At 47.9% G+C, this 19918-nt stretch carries 12 protein-coding genes and 1 tRNA gene; 9 read left to right on the top strand and 4 right to left on the bottom strand.

Annotation, left to right across the window (positions count from 1 at the left end; translation table 11 throughout):
* Positions 1-74: 74 nt before the first annotated feature.
* On the bottom strand, positions 75-1694 hold the full coding sequence (locus F0L74_RS29235; protein ID WP_149841429.1) for a phage tail-like protein: 1620 nt from the start codon (positions 1692-1694) through the stop codon (positions 75-77).
* Between the two features lie 827 nt (positions 1695-2521).
* The gene (locus tag F0L74_RS29240) at positions 2522-5053 is read right to left on the bottom strand and encodes an ATP-dependent Clp protease ATP-binding subunit (protein WP_149841430.1); all 2532 of its coding nucleotides are present in this window, start codon (positions 5051-5053) and stop codon (positions 2522-2524) included.
* Positions 5054-5318: 265 nt separating this feature from the next.
* Between F0L74_RS29240 and F0L74_RS29245 the strand changes: the two genes are divergently transcribed.
* Both F0L74_RS29245 and F0L74_RS29250 read left to right on the top strand, forming a co-directional pair.
* Positions 5319-5687: an STAS domain-containing protein gene (locus F0L74_RS29245; protein WP_149841431.1), complete on the top strand. Its 369-nt coding sequence runs from the start codon at positions 5319-5321 to the stop codon at positions 5685-5687.
* A 172-nt stretch (positions 5688-5859) separates the two neighbouring features.
* The gene (locus F0L74_RS29250) at positions 5860-6768 is read left to right on the top strand and encodes a ribonuclease Z (RefSeq protein WP_149841432.1); all 909 of its coding nucleotides are present in this window, start codon (positions 5860-5862) and stop codon (positions 6766-6768) included.
* A 165-nt stretch (positions 6769-6933) separates the two neighbouring features.
* On the opposite strand, the gene dapA is transcribed toward F0L74_RS29250, so the two are convergent.
* Together dapA and F0L74_RS29260 are read right to left on the bottom strand one after the other, a co-directional pair.
* Positions 6934-7812 carry a 4-hydroxy-tetrahydrodipicolinate synthase gene (gene dapA / locus F0L74_RS29255; protein ID WP_149841433.1) on the bottom strand — a complete coding sequence of 293 codons (879 nt, stop codon included), beginning with the start codon at positions 7810-7812 and terminating at the stop codon, positions 6934-6936.
* A 64-nt stretch (positions 7813-7876) separates the two neighbouring features.
* Positions 7877-8830 (bottom strand): acetyl-CoA carboxylase carboxyltransferase subunit alpha, encoded by a 954-nt coding sequence (locus tag F0L74_RS29260; RefSeq protein ID WP_188316217.1) that lies wholly within the window; start codon positions 8828-8830, stop codon positions 7877-7879.
* A gap of 137 nt (positions 8831-8967) precedes the next feature.
* On the opposite strand from F0L74_RS29260, the gene F0L74_RS29265 reads away from it, so the two are divergent.
* From F0L74_RS29265 to F0L74_RS29295, 7 genes are all read left to right on the top strand, one after another.
* Positions 8968-9041: transfer RNA gene (locus tag F0L74_RS29265), tRNA-Asp, on the top strand.
* Between the two features lie 112 nt (positions 9042-9153).
* Positions 9154-9735, top strand: a complete 582-nt coding sequence (locus F0L74_RS29270; RefSeq protein ID WP_188316218.1) for an RNA polymerase sigma factor — start codon at positions 9154-9156, stop codon at positions 9733-9735.
* A gap of 66 nt (positions 9736-9801) precedes the next feature.
* The gene (locus F0L74_RS29275; RefSeq protein WP_149841436.1) at positions 9802-10905 is read left to right on the top strand and encodes a FecR family protein; all 1104 of its coding nucleotides are present in this window, start codon (positions 9802-9804) and stop codon (positions 10903-10905) included.
* A 219-nt stretch (positions 10906-11124) separates the two neighbouring features.
* Positions 11125-14499 carry a SusC/RagA family TonB-linked outer membrane protein gene (locus tag F0L74_RS29280; RefSeq protein ID WP_213087097.1) on the top strand — a complete coding sequence of 1125 codons (3375 nt, stop codon included), beginning with the start codon at positions 11125-11127 and terminating at the stop codon, positions 14497-14499.
* 10 nt (positions 14500-14509) lie between these two features.
* Positions 14510-15895 carry a RagB/SusD family nutrient uptake outer membrane protein gene (locus F0L74_RS29285; RefSeq protein WP_213087098.1) on the top strand — a complete coding sequence of 462 codons (1386 nt, stop codon included), beginning with the start codon at positions 14510-14512 and terminating at the stop codon, positions 15893-15895.
* A gap of 84 nt (positions 15896-15979) precedes the next feature.
* A complete protein-coding gene (locus tag F0L74_RS29290; RefSeq protein WP_149841439.1) occupies positions 15980-17065 on the top strand; it encodes a TlpA disulfide reductase family protein in 1086 nt (361 codons plus the stop codon).
* A 61-nt stretch (positions 17066-17126) separates the two neighbouring features.
* The gene (locus tag F0L74_RS29295) at positions 17127-19895 is read left to right on the top strand and encodes a M16 family metallopeptidase (protein ID WP_213087099.1); all 2769 of its coding nucleotides are present in this window, start codon (positions 17127-17129) and stop codon (positions 19893-19895) included.
* The last annotated feature ends 23 nt before the right edge of the window (positions 19896-19918 follow it).

The raw sequence follows: 19918 nt of genomic DNA on the forward strand, positions 1-19918 counted from the left end.
TAGAAGGAAGTAACATCATTAAAACAGGATAACAGGAGCGCCCTTGCGACGCTCCTGTTAAATATTGTTTTAGCTTATTTCTTGATAATAAACCAGGCAACGCCATCTGACTGCACGGTTACAAAAGTCCAGGCATTGTAGATAGCGTAACTGCTGCCACCTTCGATCTGGCCGCCGCCGGCAACATCGATGGTTACGGAGTTGTCTATATTATCGGGCACAACGCCAGCCAATATTTTCTTAATTGTGTAAATCCTTCCTTTTACAGCAGTAGCAGCAGGCAGCGTAACGGTTACAGGCGCGGAAGGCACTACCAGTATAGTATTATCAGTTGCGCCTACAGTGGTGTTAGCAGTTACCCTTCTGATAGCCATTGACACGGAACCATCTACCTGTAAAGTAGAGTTAGGCACAGCGGCTCCGCCAACCATTACAGAATCATATGATTTAGCGCCTTTAAAAGCCTGTTGCTGGGTGTTTACTACACCACGTGCGCCCACGGCAGCATCCGGTACATTCAGTGTAATTACATTAGTAGTGGTGGTGCTGTCTAAAGCAACATCAGTACCAGCAGTACCAGTTTTGAAGGATACAGCAGGACCTGTTTGGCCGTTTATTTTCTGAATAGCGCCGTCGAAAGCAGCAGGATTCAATGTTTTCTTTAACACCAGGCCGGAAGCAGTGCGGATCAGCACATCATTTTCAGCAGTTGCAGCATTTGCAGGAGCATTGGTGATATTCAGCGCACCACCCAAGGTAGTTGCACCGGTTACATTCAGCTTACCGCTTGCTACCAGGTCATCCTGGAAGGTTTTAGCACCGGCAAAGGTCTGTGCGCCAACGGAAACAGCACCGGGATTAGTAGCGTCTGCAGCATGCAGCACCAGGTTACCAGCAGCATCCAGTGATAAGCCGGTAGGGATAGGCGCTGTAGAGAAGGTGCCTATTACGATCGTTTTTTGGGCATTATTCAGCTTATTCCAGTCAGCCTGCGTTAACAGACCTCTTGTAGCAGAACCATCCTGGGTAGGGATATTAATAGTATGCACATTACCTGCATCTGCAATCCCGAAATCAGTACCAGCGCTACCAGCCGCGATAGTCTGGGCAGCTCCGGTAGAGCCGTTCAGGCTGTTGATAGCAGAAGTGAATGCAGTGGCAGAGATAGTACGTCTCATTACAGTACCACCAGTGCCTAATACCAGTACTTCCAGGTCACCCACTGCGCCGGTCCCAACTTGTTTCAGTTGTACATCGCCCGTGGTAGCTACGCGGATAGCCTCAGTGTTGTTAGCTTTGATCACCAGCTCTTTCGCGTCTGTAGTACCGATAAAGTTTTTGGTGGGGTCAGTGGCAGCGTTACCGGTCAGGGTCCAGTTGCCAGTAGCAGTACCATTGTCAGCCATCTGTTCCCAGTGCCCGCCAGTCCTAACGTATAAACCAACATGCGGCGTTTTGGACAGGAAGATGATCATACCGTCTAATGGGGCCGGGGTAATGGCGTTAATGGCCGCGGTATCCGTAAGGCGGGGCAATAACAGACCCTGCCTGTCTGATTCCAGTTCCAGGATAGCTGATTTCTGGATGACGGTTGGATTGGTACCCACTTTTAACTGGGCTTTCACGGTGATGGAGCCTAAGGCCAGACAGCCCGCTACCAGCAGCTTTGCTGCGATACGTAAAGATCTGTTCATGATATAAGGATAGTTATCTAGTCAATAAATACCAGAGAAGGAATCGCTTCCTATAGTTGTGTTTTAATTTCCATAAGATTGTTTAATCAATACCACCGACATAAAGGCCATACCATTTTAGGGCATGATTCTGTTCAGGCATTGTTCTACTGTTTGTACTCTTACGCCTTGTTGCGAGCTGCTGTGATACAGCTTCGCTATTCAGTGCCTGGCGTTCCTGTGATTTGAGTATACTGTCCACCGTCATAAAAAAAGGCCACTTTTCCCTCTAAAGGCCAATTTGTTCTGTATTGTATATTCCCACCGTTTAAAGAAATATACAATATTAATCATATGGCAAAAATCAAGTATTTAAGCGTATCATAAAATGGTATTATGATGCCATTTTGTGGATAACAATATCTTGATATGTGTTTATAACATTATTTGTTAGTTACCAAATTGTAATTCATATTAACTTTCAAGTTACCAAGTGATCTTATGATATTATATTAACAGACTGGTAATTAACCATTAGTCTTTTAAGCAAAGGGAGTATGATAGGGAGACATATGCCGTTATCGGCCATCACACTTTTGTGTTAGCAGCAAATAGCGCAGCTACTTAAAGTAGTAGCATTTAACAGTGCAGGAATACGCAAATGGTCCGTGTGAACTTATCTTGTACTGAACTTAAGGAGAACTGGCGTCACCTAAAGCGCCTCAGCATGGCTAACGTGGGTCATGAATTTGGCTAAACGCCTGCCTGGGCGCCAAGGCACATAAAAGAAAAAAGGCAGCATCAACATATGATACTGCCTTTCTTTATCTAAGAAAACTATTATCTACTTACGCTTCCGATTTTTCGGATTTGCTTTTAGGCAAATTCTTGATGGTAAAGATCAGTTTCTGGTTTTCCTTATCCAGATCTGCCACCAGGATGTCCCCATTATGGATATTCATATTGAGGATCTCTTCTGCCAAGGGATCTTCCAGGTATTTCTGGATGGCCCTGTGCAGCGGCCTTGCACCAAACTGCTGGTCATACCCTTTCTCTGCCAGGAAGCCTTTGGCCTCATCTGTCAGTTCCAGGCTAAAGCCCAGGTTGTTGAGGCGTTTCAGCACGCTCTTCATAGTGATATCTATGATCACATAGATATGCTCTTTGCTGAGCGAGTTGAAGATCACTACATCATCAATACGGTTCAGGAACTCAGGAGAGAAGGTACGTTTCAGTGATTTTTCGATCACCGCCTTGGTATTCTCTTCTTCATTCATCTGCCTTGTACCGGTGGTGAAGCCTACGCCTGCGCCAAAGTCTTTTAACTGACGCACCCCGATATTGGAGGTCATGATGATAAGGGTATTTTTGAAATCTACCTTACGGCCCAGGCCATCTGTCAGTATACCATCATCCAGTACCTGGAGCAGGATATTGTAGATGTCCGGGTGCGCTTTCTCGATCTCATCCAGCAGGATCACGGAGTAAGGCTTACGGCGTACTTTTTCAGTCAGCTGACCGCCTTCTTCATAACCTACATATCCCGGAGGCGCACCGATTAAGCGGCTTACGGAGAATTTCTCCATATACTCACTCATATCTATGCGGATCAGTGAATCTTCTGAATCGAACATGTAACGGGCCAGGGATTTAGCCAGCTCGGTCTTACCAACCCCGGTAGGTCCCAGGAAGATAAAAGTACCGATCGGCTTCTTAGGATCCTTTAAGCCCACCCTATTACGCTGGATGGCTTTGGTAACCTTGGAGATCGCTTCGTCCTGACCAACCACAGCGCCTTTCAGGTCTTCACCCATCCGGCGCAGCTTGTCGGATTCTGCCTGTACCATGCGTTTTACCGGAATGCCGGTCATCATGCTTACTACTTCAGCGATGGCTTCTTCATCGATGGGATAGCGCTTATGCTTCACTTCTTCTTCCCAAACGGCTTTGGCACGTTCCAGGTCTTCGCCCAGTTTCTTTTCAGTATCGCGGAGGGCAGCAGCTTCTTCAAAGCGTTGGCTCTTCACGACCTTATTCTTTTCCTGCTTGATATCCTCAATCTGTTTTTCGAGGTCGAGAATGTTCTGCGGAACATTGATGTTCTTCAGGTGCACACGGGCGCCTACTTCATCCAGCACGTCAATGGCCTTATCGGGCAACAGGCGGTCTGTCATATAGCGGTCGCTCAGTTTCACGCATGCATCAATGGCGTCTTCTGTGTAGCTTACATTGTGATACTCTTCATACCTGGGTTTGATATTGTTGAGTATCTGTATTGTTTCGTCCACAGTAGGAGGATCTACCATCACTTTCTGGAAGCGGCGGTCTAAAGCGCCGTCCTTCTCGATATACATGCGGTATTCATCCAAAGTGGAAGCGCCAATGCATTGCAGTTCGCCACGTGCTAAAGCGGGTTTAAAGATGTTGGAAGCGTCCAGGGATCCGGAAGCGCCGCCAGCGCCCACGATGGTGTGGATCTCGTCTATGAACAGGATCACATCGCGGTTCTTTTCCAGCTCATTCATGATGGCTTTCATCCTTTCCTCAAACTGGCCGCGGTATTTAGTACCGGCTACCAGCGCAGCGAGATCAAGGCTAACCACACGTTTGTCGAACAATACGCGGGAAACCTTACGCTGCACGATGCGGAGGGCCAGGCCTTCCACGATAGCGGTCTTACCTACCCCCGGTTCTCCGATGAGGATCGGATTATTCTTTTTACGGCGGGAGAGTATCTGGGATACCCTTTCAATCTCCTGCTCGCGACCCACGATGGGGTCTAAGCTGCCACTCTCGGCCAGCTTGGTAATGTCCCTGCCAAAGTTATCCAACACGGGTGTCTTAGACTTGGTATTAGCTTGCTTGCTTTTAGAAGCAAAACTTTTACGTTCGTCTTCGAATTCCTCTTCACCGGGATCGTCGAACTCGGCCTTAGGATCTGTGGACTTAACAAAGCCCAATTCGTTTTTAAAAGTATCGTAGTCCACGTCAAACTGTTGTAAGATTTGTGTACAAACGTTTTCCTTATTCTTGAGAATAGACAGCATCAGGTGCTCCGTTTCCACGGTGGGGCTTTTGAGCGCCTTCGCCTCTAGTACGGTAACCCTGATGACTTTTTCTGCCTGCCTTGTAAGTGGAAGACTATTGATATTGGCAATATTCTTTCCGGTCTTGTCTTTTACGGCCAATTCCACCTCCTTGCGCAATTCATAGAGGTCCACATTCAGTGCCTGCAGAATTTTTACTGCGGTGCCTTCACCCTCGCGAATAATACCAAGCAACAGGTGCTCTGTGCCTATGAAATCATTTCCCAAGCGTAAAGCTTCCTCCCTGCTAAACGAAATGATCTCCTTTACTTGCGGTGAAAAATTCTGGTCCATTGTGAGATTATTAAATTATTAAAACCCTTACGGGGGCTTGTTTATACAATATTAGCAAATAATTTTGATTCTTTTGTTCTAACACGTTAATAGTATAAGATTTACTTTTGTAATGTACGTAGCAGGAATTAACTGTTATAAATACTTACGGAGAAAGCATTTGTTACGTTGCCGCCTCTTACAGAATTTTGGCAGGGTCCCTTTAATCACTTGGATGTGACTTGCTTCAAATACTTACTAAATGTACTAAACAAGATCCAGAGAGATGAGATTCAAAATTGATACCAAAGAAAAAATTGTGATTTTACAACCGGAAATCACCCTGCTGGATGCTAATTTGTCAGCCGATTTTATTACTACTGTTACCCAATTACCTGAGCTGGACGGCAGGAATCTCATACTGGATATGGCATTGGTACAAGCAGCAGACACCGCGGGACTAGAGGCCATTTTAACAGTATATCAACAGCAGTATGACAGCAAACGTTCCTGTGCGATCACTGGTCTTAACAGTACTTTAACAGCCGCCTTACGTGCATACCCTGATATCACAAATATCACTCCTACTCTTTCCGAGGCAATCGATATGGTAATGATGGAATCGCTGGAACGCGAGCTGCTGGACGAAGAATAGCTGCCTATGTTACCAATGGTTAGTTGCTAACTATTTGAATAGTATTTACTGGCCTTATGTCTGCATTGCTTAGGTTGGTGGCTTTACCCGTTTTTCGTTCAAACAGACGTGTTATATAGGGGGAATCAGCGGCCTTTACTGCAAACTGCCAACTAATTACTATTTTCGGCGCATGTTTGCTGTTACGATCTTAGGCAATAATTCCGCCATCCCTACTGTAGACAGGCATCCTACCGCCCAGGTAGTTACCTGTAACGACCAATTGCTGTTAATTGACTGCGGAGAAGGCACGCAGGTACAAATGGTACTGTACAAGATCAGGCGCAGCCGCATCAAACATATTTTCATCAGTCATTTACATGGCGACCATTACTTTGGGCTCATTGGCCTACTGAACAGCCTTAGCCTGCTGGGCCGCACTGAGCCGCTGATCATTCACGCCCCACCGGAGCTGGAGCCTATCCTTCAGCTGCAGCTGGAAGCCTCCTATACCCAGTTAAAGTTCCCGCTGTCATTTGTAGCGCTGCGGGAAGAAGCCGCCGGTGTGATCGTACAGGAGCGGGACCTGGAAGTAAGCTTTTTCCCGGTAAAACATCGGATAGCTTGTTTTGGGTTCATTATTGCCCAGCAACGGCGCAAAAGGAAGATCATCCTGGAACAGGCCCTGGCCTACGAAATACCATCCGCCTTTTACACCCAGCTGCAGGAAGGGGCTGATTATCAACGTAAGGATGGCGTGCTCGTAAAAAATAACTGGGTGACTCTCCCTCCTGCCCCTGGCAAGAAATACGTTTATTGTGCAGATACGATATACGATGAGGAACTGATTCCCCATATGGCCGGGGCAGACCTCGTATACCATGAGACCACTTATCTTAACGCCCTGGCGGAAAGAGCGGCAGAACGGTTCCATAGCACCTCTGTGCAAGCCGCCACACTGGCAGCCAGGGCGGGCGCCAAACGCCTGCTGATCGGGCACTTTTCTTCAAAATATACAGAACTGCAACCTTTCCTGGATGAATGTGTGCCCGTATTTACCAATACGGAGCTATCCATAGAAGGGGCCACCTTCCTGATCTGACCTTTGCATTATTATCCCGGTACCGTTCATCTAATGGAAGGATAGCAATGTCAATGCAGTTTCATAGCAATGTCAATGCAATGTCACAGCAATGACGGGCAATAAAAAACCCTCCAAAGACATTGCTTTGGAGGGTCATACGCCATTTGAGCGGCTTATAATCAATTATTTAAAACCGGCTACGCTGGCTTTGATCTTAGCTTCGAGCTCCTTACTTACCGGTACTACGGGCAGGCGGAAGATATTTTCGCAAATACCGCCCTGATGCAGGTAGGATTTGATGCCGGCGGGGTTATTTTCCGCAAACATCAGATCAAAGGCTTCCTGCAGCTTATAATGCAGATTACGGGCTGCCGGGAAGTTGTTCGCCAACGCTGTCTTTACCATTTCGGCAAAATCGGCTGCAAAATAGTTGGCGGCCACAGAGATCACACCATCCATACCACAGGCCAGCTGGGGCAGGGCCAGGGCGTCATCGCCGCTGATCACCAGGAAACCGGCCGGTTTGTCTTTGATGATCTGCATACACTGCATCATATCGCCGCTGGCTTCCTTCATGGCTACGATGTTCTCTACCTCATGGGCCAGGCGCAGGGTGGTAGCTGCCGTCATGTTACGACCGGTACGGCCGGGCACATTGTACAGGATAACCGGCCTGGGAGATGCCTTGGCAATAGCCTGGTAGTGTTGAAAGATCCCTTCCTGGCTGGGCTTACTGTAGTAGGGCGCCACGCTCAGTACGGCAGCTGCCTGGTCCAGCGGACAGGTTTCCAGCCGCTTCACCACATCGCGGGTGTTATAGTCGCCTATGCCTATTACCACCGGGACCCGCTTATTCACTTTTTCGAAAGTGAACTGCATAATGTCCAGCTTCTCTTCTGCAGAGAGGGTGGGTGTCTCGCCGGTGGTACCTAATGATACTACATAGTTTACCCCGCCATTAATCACATGATCAATCAATTTTTCCAAAGCATTCCAGTCAATGCTTTCATCTGCTTTGAACGGTGTAACCAAGGCTACGCCTGTTCCTCGTAACTGTTCCATGAATTATTTATAAGCCAAAAAGTCTGCAAATATTGGTATTTGGCCTGTTATCTCTAAATATTTTTTACCGTTCTTCGAAAAATCCCATCCGGCTGAACTTGTCTATGCGCTGTTCAATACGGGTATCAGGATCGATCTTCCTGAGCTCAGCCAGGGTTTCCTTGATCCTGACCTTGAGGATAGCAGCAGCTTCGTCCGGGTTTACATGGGCGCCACCCAGGGGCTCCTTGATCACGCCATCCACCAGGCCAAATTTGCTCATATGGTCGGATGTCAGCTTCAGCTCTTCGGCGGCCTTTTCCTTAAAATTCCAGGTACGCCACAGGATGGTGGAGCAGTTTTCCGGGGAGATCACAGTATACCAGCTGTTTTCCAGCATGAATACCCGGTCGCCTATACCGATGCCCAATGCGCCACCTGAAGCGCCTTCTCCGATGATGATACAGATAACCGGCACCCGCAGCTTCACCATTTCGAAAAGGTTACGGGCGATGGCCTCCCCTTGTCCGCGCTCTTCAGCTTCGAGGCCGGGGAAAGCGCCAGGGGTATCTATAAGGGTAACGATCGGCTTATTGAACTTTTCTGCAAGCTTCATGAGGCGGAGGGCCTTACGGTAGCCTTCCGGGTTAGCCATACCAAAGTTGCGGATCTGCCGCATTTTTGTATTGATCCCCTTCTGCTGGCCTATGAACATAACGGTCTCACCATCCAGTTCAGCAAAGCCGCCAACCATCGCTTTATCATCCTTTACATTCCTGTCGCCATGCAGCTCCAGGAAATTGGTGGTCATCCTTTCGATATATGCCAGGGTATAGGGCCTATCAGGATGCCTGCTGAGCTGTACCTTCTGCCAACTGGTCAACTTGCTGTGAACTTCTTGCCGGGTAGCCAGTATCTTCTGCTCATATTCATTCACGGTAGCGGAAACATCCACGCCCGATTTCTGGCCGTTTTCCTTGAGCTTATCCAGTTGTTCATACAGGTCCGCAATAGGTTTTTCAAAATCCAGGAATTGCATAATTAGATTTAAAATTGGTTAAAGAACGGTGTAAAGATAAAGCTGAAAAGTTTTTTTAAAAAAGATTTGCAGAATTGGGATGTTTGTTGCTATCTTTGCAATCCCAAAACGGAACAGGTACGCCTGGGAAGTGAGGAGGATCGGTAGTTCAGTCGGTTAGAATGCCGCCCTGTCACGGCGGAGGTCGCGGGTTCGAGTCCCGTCCGGTCCGCATAGTAAGACTGATACAAAGTAGAGCCGCACAGGAATGTGTGGCTTTTTTGTTTTTGGGGGCTAACGCCAACTTCTTATTTTGCTACCTTTATACAAATGATTTTGCCATTGTGAATGTATATGATCAACATACAGATCAAACACTGGTGGGCTTACTTAAGTCCGGGGACCAGCAGGCATACATTGAAATTTATAACCGGTATATCTTTGTCTTACTGAACCACATCTACAACAAGACCGGTGACCGGGAGGAAGCGAAAGATATCGTACAGGAAGTATTTACCAGGCTTTGGGCCGGCCGGGAACAGCTGGAAATAACGAGCAGCCTTGCGGGGTTCCTCTATACAGCGGCCCGTAACATTGTACTCAACCAGATCACGCGGAAAAAAGTAGAAGGGAAATATTTTGATTCCATCCTGAAATTTCTGGAACAACCCCAAACCATTACGGATCACAGGGCCCGTGAAAATCAACTGATCGCCCTCATCGAAAAGGAGATTGCCGCACTGCCTCCTAAAATGCGGGAAGTTTTTGAGCTTAGCCGCAAACAACACCTCAGCCACCGGGAAATTGCTGAAAAATTAGATATCTCCGAGCAGACTGTCAGTAAACACATCACCAATGCGCTAAAGATCCTACGCATTAAACTGGGCCTTTTCGCCTATCTCCTCTGGATCATCTACCCTAAATAAATTTTTTTTCATTTCACTTACCTGTTCCGCCTCAGTTAATTGTCTTATTAATAGTAAGGCGATCTTATGCAGGAACAAGAACTTAAAGACCTCTTATCAAGAATACATAACGGAACTGCCACTGATGCGGAAAAAGCCCTTCTGGAGAACTGGTATCTTCAGCACCGGGAAGAACATCCGGCGGACTATTCACTGGAAGAGCGGTTAGAAGACGCAGCCGCGGTCTGGGCCAGATTGCAGCCGGCTATCACCCCCCAACAGCCAGGCCGGCATTGGCAACGGATGGCTGCTGCCGCCGCTGTATTAATTGTGTTAGGCGCCGGCGCCTGGTTGCTGTTGAACAGGAAAACCGCCACCCGCCCGGCAGGCCACGATCTTGCTCCTTTCACGGCGGCGGCTATTCTAAAAAGCGGTGGTAAGACCATCCTGCTGGATAGTATAGCTAACGGCCAGATAGCCCGGACCAATGTAACCAAATCCCCCGGAGAGCAGCTGGCTTATGCGCCAGCCAATGCAACATACACCAACGTCTACGATACCATACAGATCCCCGCAGGCGGCAGGCCTTATACCGTAACACTCACGGATGGCACCAAGATCACGCTAAATGCCGCCACGACCTTGCGGTACCCGGTCAGTTTTTCTAAGAACAGGAAAGAAGAAGTAGAGCTGATAAACGGAGAGATCTATGCAGAAGTGGTACATAATGCAGCCGCCCCGCTACAGATCAGAACACCGGGGCAAATCATCACAGACATTGGTACGGCATTTAATATCACGGCGTATCCCGATGATCCGGACTCCCGTACCACACTGATCGAAGGAGCTATTAAAGTGAGCGCCGCCGGCAAAGAGACCCAATTATCACCCGGTAACCAGGCCATACTTAAAGGCAACAGCCTTACCACAGCCAGCGCTAACGTGGCCCAGGCAACGGCGTGGAAAGAGGGCTTGTTCGGTTTTAACGGCGAGTCCATTGGGGCCGTTATGCGCCAGCTTGCGCGGTGGTATAATATAGAAGTTACATACGAAGGGACAATCACCAACGAAGTTTTTTACGGCCGTGTGGCCCGTACGCGCAACATCAGCGAGGTGTTGCGGATATTAGAAAGATCCAATAAGGTATACTTTAAAATAGAGGGGAAGAACGTAACTGTATTAAGTAAATAACAGATCAACCAATTACCAAAAAAAACATCCCGGCGCTAACCAGGATGCAGGAAGGTCAACCAAAACGTGTTAACATTTTAGAACCGCGCTCAGCCTCCGCCATCGTCGAAAATGCAAGGCAAAGCGCATTAAACCAACTTGAGCCAAATGTACAATTTTTTCCCTGGAAATCAGGGGCATGTGCGTTCGCGCCTTAATGCCCGTAAACTTCTGCTGATCATGAAGCTAACCACTTTTATCCTGGTCACAGTCATGCTGCATGTAACTGCATCTTCCTTAGCCCAAAAGATCACACTGGTGGAAAAGAATGCGCCGTTAGTGGATGTATTTAATCACATCAGCGATCAAACCGGTTACGATTTTTTATTTACCGGCAGCGACCTTAAAAAAGCCAGCCCTGTTTCGATCAACATTAAGAACGTTGATCTGCATGAAGCATTGGCAAAGATCTTTGAGGGCCAGCCGCTAAATTATACCATCGAGAATAAGTCTGTTGTGGTGACCGTAAAACAGGCATCCCTGATGGACCAGTTATCAGCGCAGCTCAGAGCACCCGCTAACATCAGTGGAACCGTATCCGATACACTGGGCAATCCTTTGGTTGGCGCATCTGTTGCGATAAAGGGAATGGCTTTCTCCACGCAAACTGACAGTAAAGGTACTTTTAGTCTCGCCAATGTACCACAGGGCAAATTTACCCTGATAGCCAGCTATGTAGGGTATGAAAGATCTGCTGTTGACATTGTCAATACCGGCACCAATCTGCGTATACAATTTATCTTACACCGGGGCACATCCCAACTGGACCAGGTGCAGGTGATCGCTTACGGAACAGGATCCAGGCGTTACAGCATTAGCTCAATGGCAACAGTAACTGCGAAAGATATCGAACGGCAACCTGTATCCAATCCTTTGCTTGCCTTACAGGGGCAGGTGCCCGGGTTAGCCGTTACCGCCACCAGCGGCATACCGGGATCGCAGGTAGTAGTACAGATAAGGGGACAAAATACATTGAAGCTGAATGCTACCGTTAATCCTTCAAAGCCATATGATCAGCCCTTATTTATAATAGATGGCGTTCCGTTTGCCTCACAGAATAATAACGTAAATCAGTTTGCCTCCCTGGTGGCTGCGCAGGACAACCCGGGAAGTATTAGCCAGGCCACAGGTCTCAGCCCTTTTAACAATATTGATCCCGCGGATATAGAAAGCATCAGTATCCTCAAAGACGCCGACGCCACCTCTATTTATGGTACGCAAGGGTCTAACGGCGTGATCCTGATCACCACTAAAAAGGGGAAACCAGGGCCTGCTGCTTTTAATCTGAATGTAAACACCGGTTTTAATTCAGTAGGCCGTCCCGTTAAAATGTTAAATACGGAGCAATACCTGCAACTGAGGAAAGACGCTTTTGCCGCGGATGGTTTAACACCCAGTAACAACCCAACCGATTATCTGGCTTATGCGCCTGATCTGACAATCTTTGATCAGCATAAATACACGAACTGGCAAAAACTGATCTATGGCCGGAATACCAGCAATGTAGCGGTTCATGGCAGCCTTTCCGGCGGTACCTCTTATAATACTTTCCTTATTTCGGCCGGCTACAACAGATCCAACTATAACTATCCCGGCGATTTTTCCGATCAGCGATACACCCTTCATAGCAATGTGCATCATAGCTCAAAAGATTACCGCCTGACGGTTGATCTGACCACCGATTTTGGATATGAACAAAATTATTCTGCCGGTTTTGGCGGGGCAAACGACGTGGTATTACAGCCTAACTTACCGGATCTGCTGAGCCCTTCCGGCTCCCTGATCTGGAATTACCAGGGGGTAGATCTAACCACTTACCAGTTTTACAGTTCCCTAAAGCAGCCCACAGATCTGAAGAACTATAATTTCAACACTGCATTCCATATTTCCTATAAACTGTTCAAGGGCTTGACCATCAGCGCCAATATGGGCTATAACCGGAACAATACCAATGAAACATCTATAGACCCCGGTGTGGCGCAGAACCCGGCCTATATTAACAGGCAGGCCAACTTTTCCGTTAATAATTTCCAAACGGTTAATATAGAGCCGCAAATTAACTACACCAGGAATATTGGCAAGGGTACTTTAAGCGCCATGCTTGGCTCCACTTATAAAAAGAATACCAACAACTCTACCTACACCACCGGGCAGGGATATTCCAATGATAACTTCCTTGGATCCATTAACGGGGCGCCTACGGTGGGTTCTCTGGACGCCTCCGATATTTACAGGTATAGCGCAGGCTTCGCACGGTTAAACTATATCTATGACAATGAGTTTATCCTTGAACTGACAGGCCGGCGGGATGGTTCCAGCAATTTTGGCCCGGGAAACCAGTTTGGTAATTTTGGTGCTGTGGGCGCAGGATGGATCTTTTCCGAGGAGAAGGTCTTTGAAAGATTATCTCCCCTGTTCAGCTATGGTAAAATATCCGGCAGCTATGGCACCTCCGGGTCTGATGGTATAAAGGCCTATCAATACCAGTCCCTATACCTAGGCTTCCCACCTTATTTACCCAATTTCCAGGGGATTAACCCCAGCTATCCGGCTAATCTTTATAATCCTGACTATAGCTGGGCATTGAAAAAATCCCTGAATGTATCCTTAGACCTTGGTCTTTTTGATAACCGTCTTTTATTCAACGCTACTTATTACAGGAACCGCGAAGGCAACCAGCTGGTGGATTATCCTTTGCCAATACAGGTAGGCCTACCATCCGTATTAGGGAATTTAAATGCCACTGTACAAAATAAGGGATTTGAGTTCGCCATCAACGCCACCAACATTAAAACAAAGAATTTCTCCTGGACGACCAATTTTAATATCTCATTTAACCGCAATAAGCTGCTGGCATTCCCGGACCTGGCAAGCTCTTCTTATGCCAATGTGTATGAAATTGGCCGGCCTACTTCCATCATCTATGGATACAGGTATAAAGGCGTAAATCCTAAGACCGGGCTTTTTGAGTTTTACGCAAAGGACGGAACAGTTACCTCCCATCCCGCATACGGTCCCGCCTCCACTGGCGGCGATCAGGTCCCGGTTTCCGACCAGCAGATAAAATACATGGGCGGCTTTGGCAATACTTTTAACTGGAAACAATTCAGCCTGTATATTTTTTGCCAGTTTTCCAGCCAGCATGCGCCCAGTTACCTGGCGGAGATCTATAATGGCAACCAGCTTGGTCTTTCGTATAATCAGCCTGTGGCAGTATTGGGCAATTATTGGAAAGAGGGTGGAGACAATGCCCAGCTCCAACGCCTGGCCAGCAGCTACAGCTCTGCCGCTATGAGCTCTGCAGTGAGTTTTGCACAATCCAGCGGCGTTTATTGCGATGATACCTACCTGCGCGTAAAAACTGTCTCTTTATCCTACCAGCTACCCGCTGCTTTTTTGAGTAAGGCGCACATGAAAGGAGCAAGCATTTTCGCGAACGCACAAAACCTGCTCACGTTCACAAACTATAAAGTAGGCGATCCGGAAACACCCGGCTCATTCAGCACTTTCCCGGTACAGCGTGTCCTGGCCTTTGGTTTAAATCTCAAATTTTAAGAAAATGATCATGCGTTTTGATATAAATAAAATAATGGCCGGTATGCTGATAGCTGCCGCCTCATTGACGTCCTGCAAAAAATTAGTCACCATTCCTTCCAATCCTCCTTCCGCCATTACACAACAACAACAATTTGCAGACAGCGCCACCGCCATTACCGCTGTTGCCGGCGTGTATGCCTATAATATAGGGAATGGTTTTGCATATACCAGCGGACAGTTAACTACGTCCTGCGGCCTTTCTGCAGATGAACTATCGTACAATTATGCAGATGACGCCCTACAGTTTTACAGCTATAACCTCACACCGTTAAACAGCGGCGTCATTACCTTATGGGGGTACCCTTATCAAAGCATTTACCAGGTAAATGCGGTGCTGAGCGGCATTACCGGTAATGCTAATTTATCCCCCTCCTTCCAGCAGCAGATCACCGGCGAAATGAAGGTGGTGCGCGCCCTGTATTATTTTAACATGGTTAATCTGTTTGGCGGCGTGCCATTGGTAACTTCTATATCCTACAAGGAAACACAACGGTTACCCAGATCTTCCGCGGCGGACATATATGACCAGGTGAAAGCTGATCTTACGGATGCCACGGAAAAACTAACAGACAGCTATCCATCAGCCGGGAGGGCACGGCCCAATCTATATACCGCCATTGCCTTGCTGGCCAAGGTTAATCTCTACCAGTCCAACTGGCAAAGCGCTTACAATGAAGCCGATTCCGTGATAAGATCAGGACTGTACAACCTGACGAATACCCCTTTAACCGGCGTATTCCTGAACGGTAGCCAGGAAGCCATCTGGCAGATCCCCGGGAACCAGGGGTATTACGGGGTATCGGATGCGCAGCATTTTATTCCTGTTTCTCCGGGGGCTATTCCCCGCTACATATTAACAGGTTCCCTGTTAGCTGCTTTTGAAACAGGAGATAAACGCATGCAGGATTGGGTAGGCTCAACGGTCGTTAACGGTACAACGGTCTATTACCCGTATAAGTATAAAAATGTATCCGCAAGCAGTACGCCCACGGAAGATCAGATGATATTGAGATTAGCTGAAATGTACCTGATCCGTGCAGAAGCGGCAGCGCATCTGAACCATCTTACTGAGGCGCTGGCAGATGTGAATATCATACGCGCCCGGGCCGGATTATCCGCCAGCACCGCAGATCCGGCATCACAAACCGCCGTATTAAAAGCGGTTATGCACGAACGCCAGGTGGAGCTTTTTTGTGAATGGGCCAACCGCTGGTATGACCTGAAAAGGACCGGAACAGCGGAGGCCGTGCTAGGGGCCGTAAAGCCCGGATTCAGCGCAACGGATGCGTTGTATCCTATCCCCCAGGCACAGATACAACTAAATAATGTACTTACCCAGAATCCGGGGTATTAAAGCATCCTTTTACTGACAACCATTCATTGCCGGGGTATCATACATACCCCGGATGATGATCTTTATTCATAAACAAAACTGCATATGAAAAGAAAGCATTTATTAAGCAGCATGCTGCTTATTCCATTGTCTTCGCTCAGTTTAACAGCGCTGGCTCAGAACACAGTACTCTCCGGCCAGCTAAAGGGTTTATCCGGCGCCAATGTAGAGATCAGCTACAGGCAAGACGGTGCATTTAAAACAGACACCATCGCTTCCGTGAATGACAATTTTACCTGGAAGGCCAATCTAACTGAGCCCCAGTTAATTGGACTAAGTATCAATAATTACGGTAATTTCTTTTATGTAGAGCCAGGTCATATTAAGCTTACCGGCACAAAGGATTCTTCGGATTCCTACGTTATAACGGGTTCGCCCACACAGGATGATGCGCATCTCTTAGGCATATCCCTCGAAAAACTGACGGCCCGGCAAAGCCTGCTGTGGGCAGGGTTTAAGGGTGGTTCCAAAGAAGACACGGCAGCATTACGTGTGCAGTTAGATGGCATTGTAAAACAAAAGGAAGACGTCGTTAATGAATTTGTGGCCAGTCATCCTAAAAGCTTTTACAGCCTTTGCCTGATAGAACAGCGTACTTCATTCGCTGCCGGTTACAATGAGATGAAACCGCTATACGACGGGCTTGACAAATCATTACAACAGACAGAATCAGGTAAAAAACTGGCCCAAAGACTGGAGCTATTGAAAAAAAGCCGGCTGGGAAAACAGTTGCCGGATTTTATGCAACGGGATACCAGCGGGCATCCGGTGCACTTCAGCAGCTTTAAAGGGAAATATGTGCTGGTGGATTTCTGGGCCAGCTGGTGCGGTCCCTGCCGGGCAGAGAACCCGAATGTGCTAAAAGCGTACAATGCATTTAAAGACAAAGGGTTCACGGTTGTAGGCGTTTCACTGGACGATAAAGCCGCCAACTGGAAAAAAGCGATCCGCGACGATAAAATGCCCTGGGCACAATTATCAGACCTGAAAGGATGGAGGAATGAAGTATCCGCCGATTTTGGCATAGAGTCCATTCCCAGTAACCTGCTGATCGATCCGTCCGGAAAAATTATAGCTAAGAATCTCAGGGGCGCCATGCTCACGGATAAACTGAAAGAATTATTGCATTGATCAATTCCAGAACAATTAAAAAATGACCATCCACTTTCGCATAACATCACTATCAATACTAGTGTGCGCATCTCTCGCGGCTTTTGCGCAAACATCTTCAAAACATAGTACAGACCTGCCGCTGGACCCGGCCGTACGAACCAGTACATTGCCGAACGGTTTTACCTACTATATCCGGCATAACGAAGAACCTAAAAACCGGGTGATATTTTACCTGGCCAACAAAGCAGGCGCCATATTAGAAACAGATGAACAACGCGGGCTTGCTCATTTTATGGAGCATATGAGCTTTAACGGCACCACCCATTTTCCAAAAAATGAACTGGTGGATTACCTGCAAAGATCCGGGGTAAGGTTTGGGGCCGATCTGAACGCTTACACCAGCTTTGACGAAACCGTTTACCAGTTACCACTCCCCTCCGATCAACCCGAGCTGCTGCAAGGCGGCTTGCAGATCATGCGGGACTGGGCGCATGAAGCCATATTGGACCCGGTAGAGATCGATAAAGAACGCGGCGTTGTACTTGAAGAAAAACGTCTGCGCAAAGGCGCTGCCCAGCGCATGCGCGACGTGTATTTCCCCCTGATCCTGAACCATGCCCGTTACGCAGACCGGCTGCCTATTGGCGTGGACACTGTATTGAACCATTTCAAACCGGCCACCCTGAAAAGTTTTTACCAGGATTGGTACCGGCCGGATTTACAAGCCCTTATTGTAGTGGGCGATATAAACGTGGATGAGATGGAAAAAAGCATTAAAGCCAAGTTCAGCGACCTGAAAAACCCGGTAAACGAAAAAATACGCACTATTTATACCGTTCCGTTGACTGGCAAGAACCAGTTCATCACCGTGACCGATCCGGAAAATAAGAACATCGCCGCGGAGATCCTGATCAAACATCCGGAGGAACCCTTACGGAGCGCTGCCGACTACCGTAACTTCATTATCCGTTCTCTCTTCAACGAAATGCTTGCCGCCCGCTATGCGGAATTAACAAGACAGGCAGATCCGCCCTATATTAACGGAGGGGCAACCATTATGAACTTCATTAACAGCCTGGATGTTTATTCCGCCAATATCACCGCCCGGCCCGGCGAACTGGAAAAAGGTATGAAAGCGCTCTGGCGGGAAACCATCAGGGCGGCCAGATACGGCTTTACTGAACCTGAACTGGAACGGGCTAAAAAAAACTACCTGAACCTAGTCGAGTTCAGTTTTAAAGAGCGCGATAAAACTGTCTCCAACCATTTCGTAAATGAATACCTCCAATACTTTTTAAAAGGAACTCCCGCACCAGGCATTGCCGAAGAATACCGGTTGACCCAAATGGACCTGCCCACGATCACTATAAAGGACATTAACGCCATTTGTAAAACATATATCCGGCCGGTAGACCGCGATATCCTGATCACCGCTCCGGAAAAGGAGAAAGCGGGCCTGCCCCGCCAGGCCACTGTAGAAAGCTGGCTGGCGCAGGTAGAAGGCGAATCACTAAAGCCTTATAAAGATGAAATGAGCAAACTGCCGCTTCTTTCGCATGAACCCGTAGCGGGCAAAACCGTGAAGGAAGAAAGCGACGAGATACTCCATACCACTACCCTCACACTCAGTAATGGCGTTAAGGTGCTGCTAATGCCAACAGATTTTCAGAATGACCAGATAATGTACAGTGGTTTTGCACCGGGTGGCAGCTCGCTGTACAGCGACGCCGACTACCCATCTGCGGCTTATGCCACGGCCGTCACAGGTGTTGCCGGAGTGGGCAATTATACTGCCAGTGAGCTCCAGAAATATCTTAGTGATAAACAGGCGGGCGCGGGCGCGGAAATTAGCGAACATTACCAGACCGTCAGTGGCGGGTGCATTATGAAAGATATGGAAACTGCGCTACAACTGGCGTATGCCTATTTTACCGAGCCGCGCATAGACAAACCATTATTTGATGGTTTTGTCCGCCGGAACAAAGCCAGCCTTGCCAACATGGCCAACGATCCGAACGTTGTGTTCGCAGATTCCGCCAATGCTATTTGGAATCAGGGCAGTATGCGCCGTTCCGGCCCAACTGTTGCCAAACTGGATCAGATCAATCCGGAGCGGGCGCTTGAGATCTATAAAGAACGTTTCGCAGACGCCTCTAATTTTACATTTGTCTTTGTTGGCAGCTTTAAAATTGATGAAGTGAAGCCCTTACTGGAAAAATACCTGGGCGGGTTGCCTTCCACACACAAAGCTGAAAACTATAAGGACCTGGGCATATACCCGCCGGAGGGCCGGATAGAAAAAACGATCTATAAAGGCGCCGCGTCGAAGGCTACGGTCAGGCTGGCTTTTTCTGGCAAGTTCGACTACAGCCCCGCTGAAAAAATACAACTGGAAGCCCTGCAGGAAGTACTGCAGATCAGGCTCATTGAACGGCTGCGTGAAGATGAAAGCGGCGTATACAGTCCCGGTGTGGGTCAAATGGTGACCAAGGATCCGGATCCCCGTTATATGTTCACTATTTCGTTTGGCTGCGCCCCCCAGAATGTTGACAAGCTGGTGGCATCCGTGCAGGACGAGATCAATAAATTAAAGATCTCCGGACCGCCACAGATCAATGTTGATAAATACAAAGCGGAGGATAAGCGCTCGCGGGAAACAGCCTTGAAAACGAATATCTGGTGGTTCGATTATTTGGTCACCACCCTGCAAAACCAGGATGATCTGCACGAGCTGACGACTTATGACAGCGACCTGTCTAAAGTTAGCCCAGCCAGCTTAAAAGCTATGGCGGATAAATATTTAAGCGGGGAGAACTTTATAGAGATGGTATTGTTACCGGAAAAGTAGTAAAGGACAATAGTCTCTCTCCG

The organism is Chitinophaga agrisoli (genome assembly GCF_008386695.1).
Lineage (GTDB): Bacteria > Bacteroidota > Bacteroidia > Chitinophagales > Chitinophagaceae > Chitinophaga > Chitinophaga agrisoli.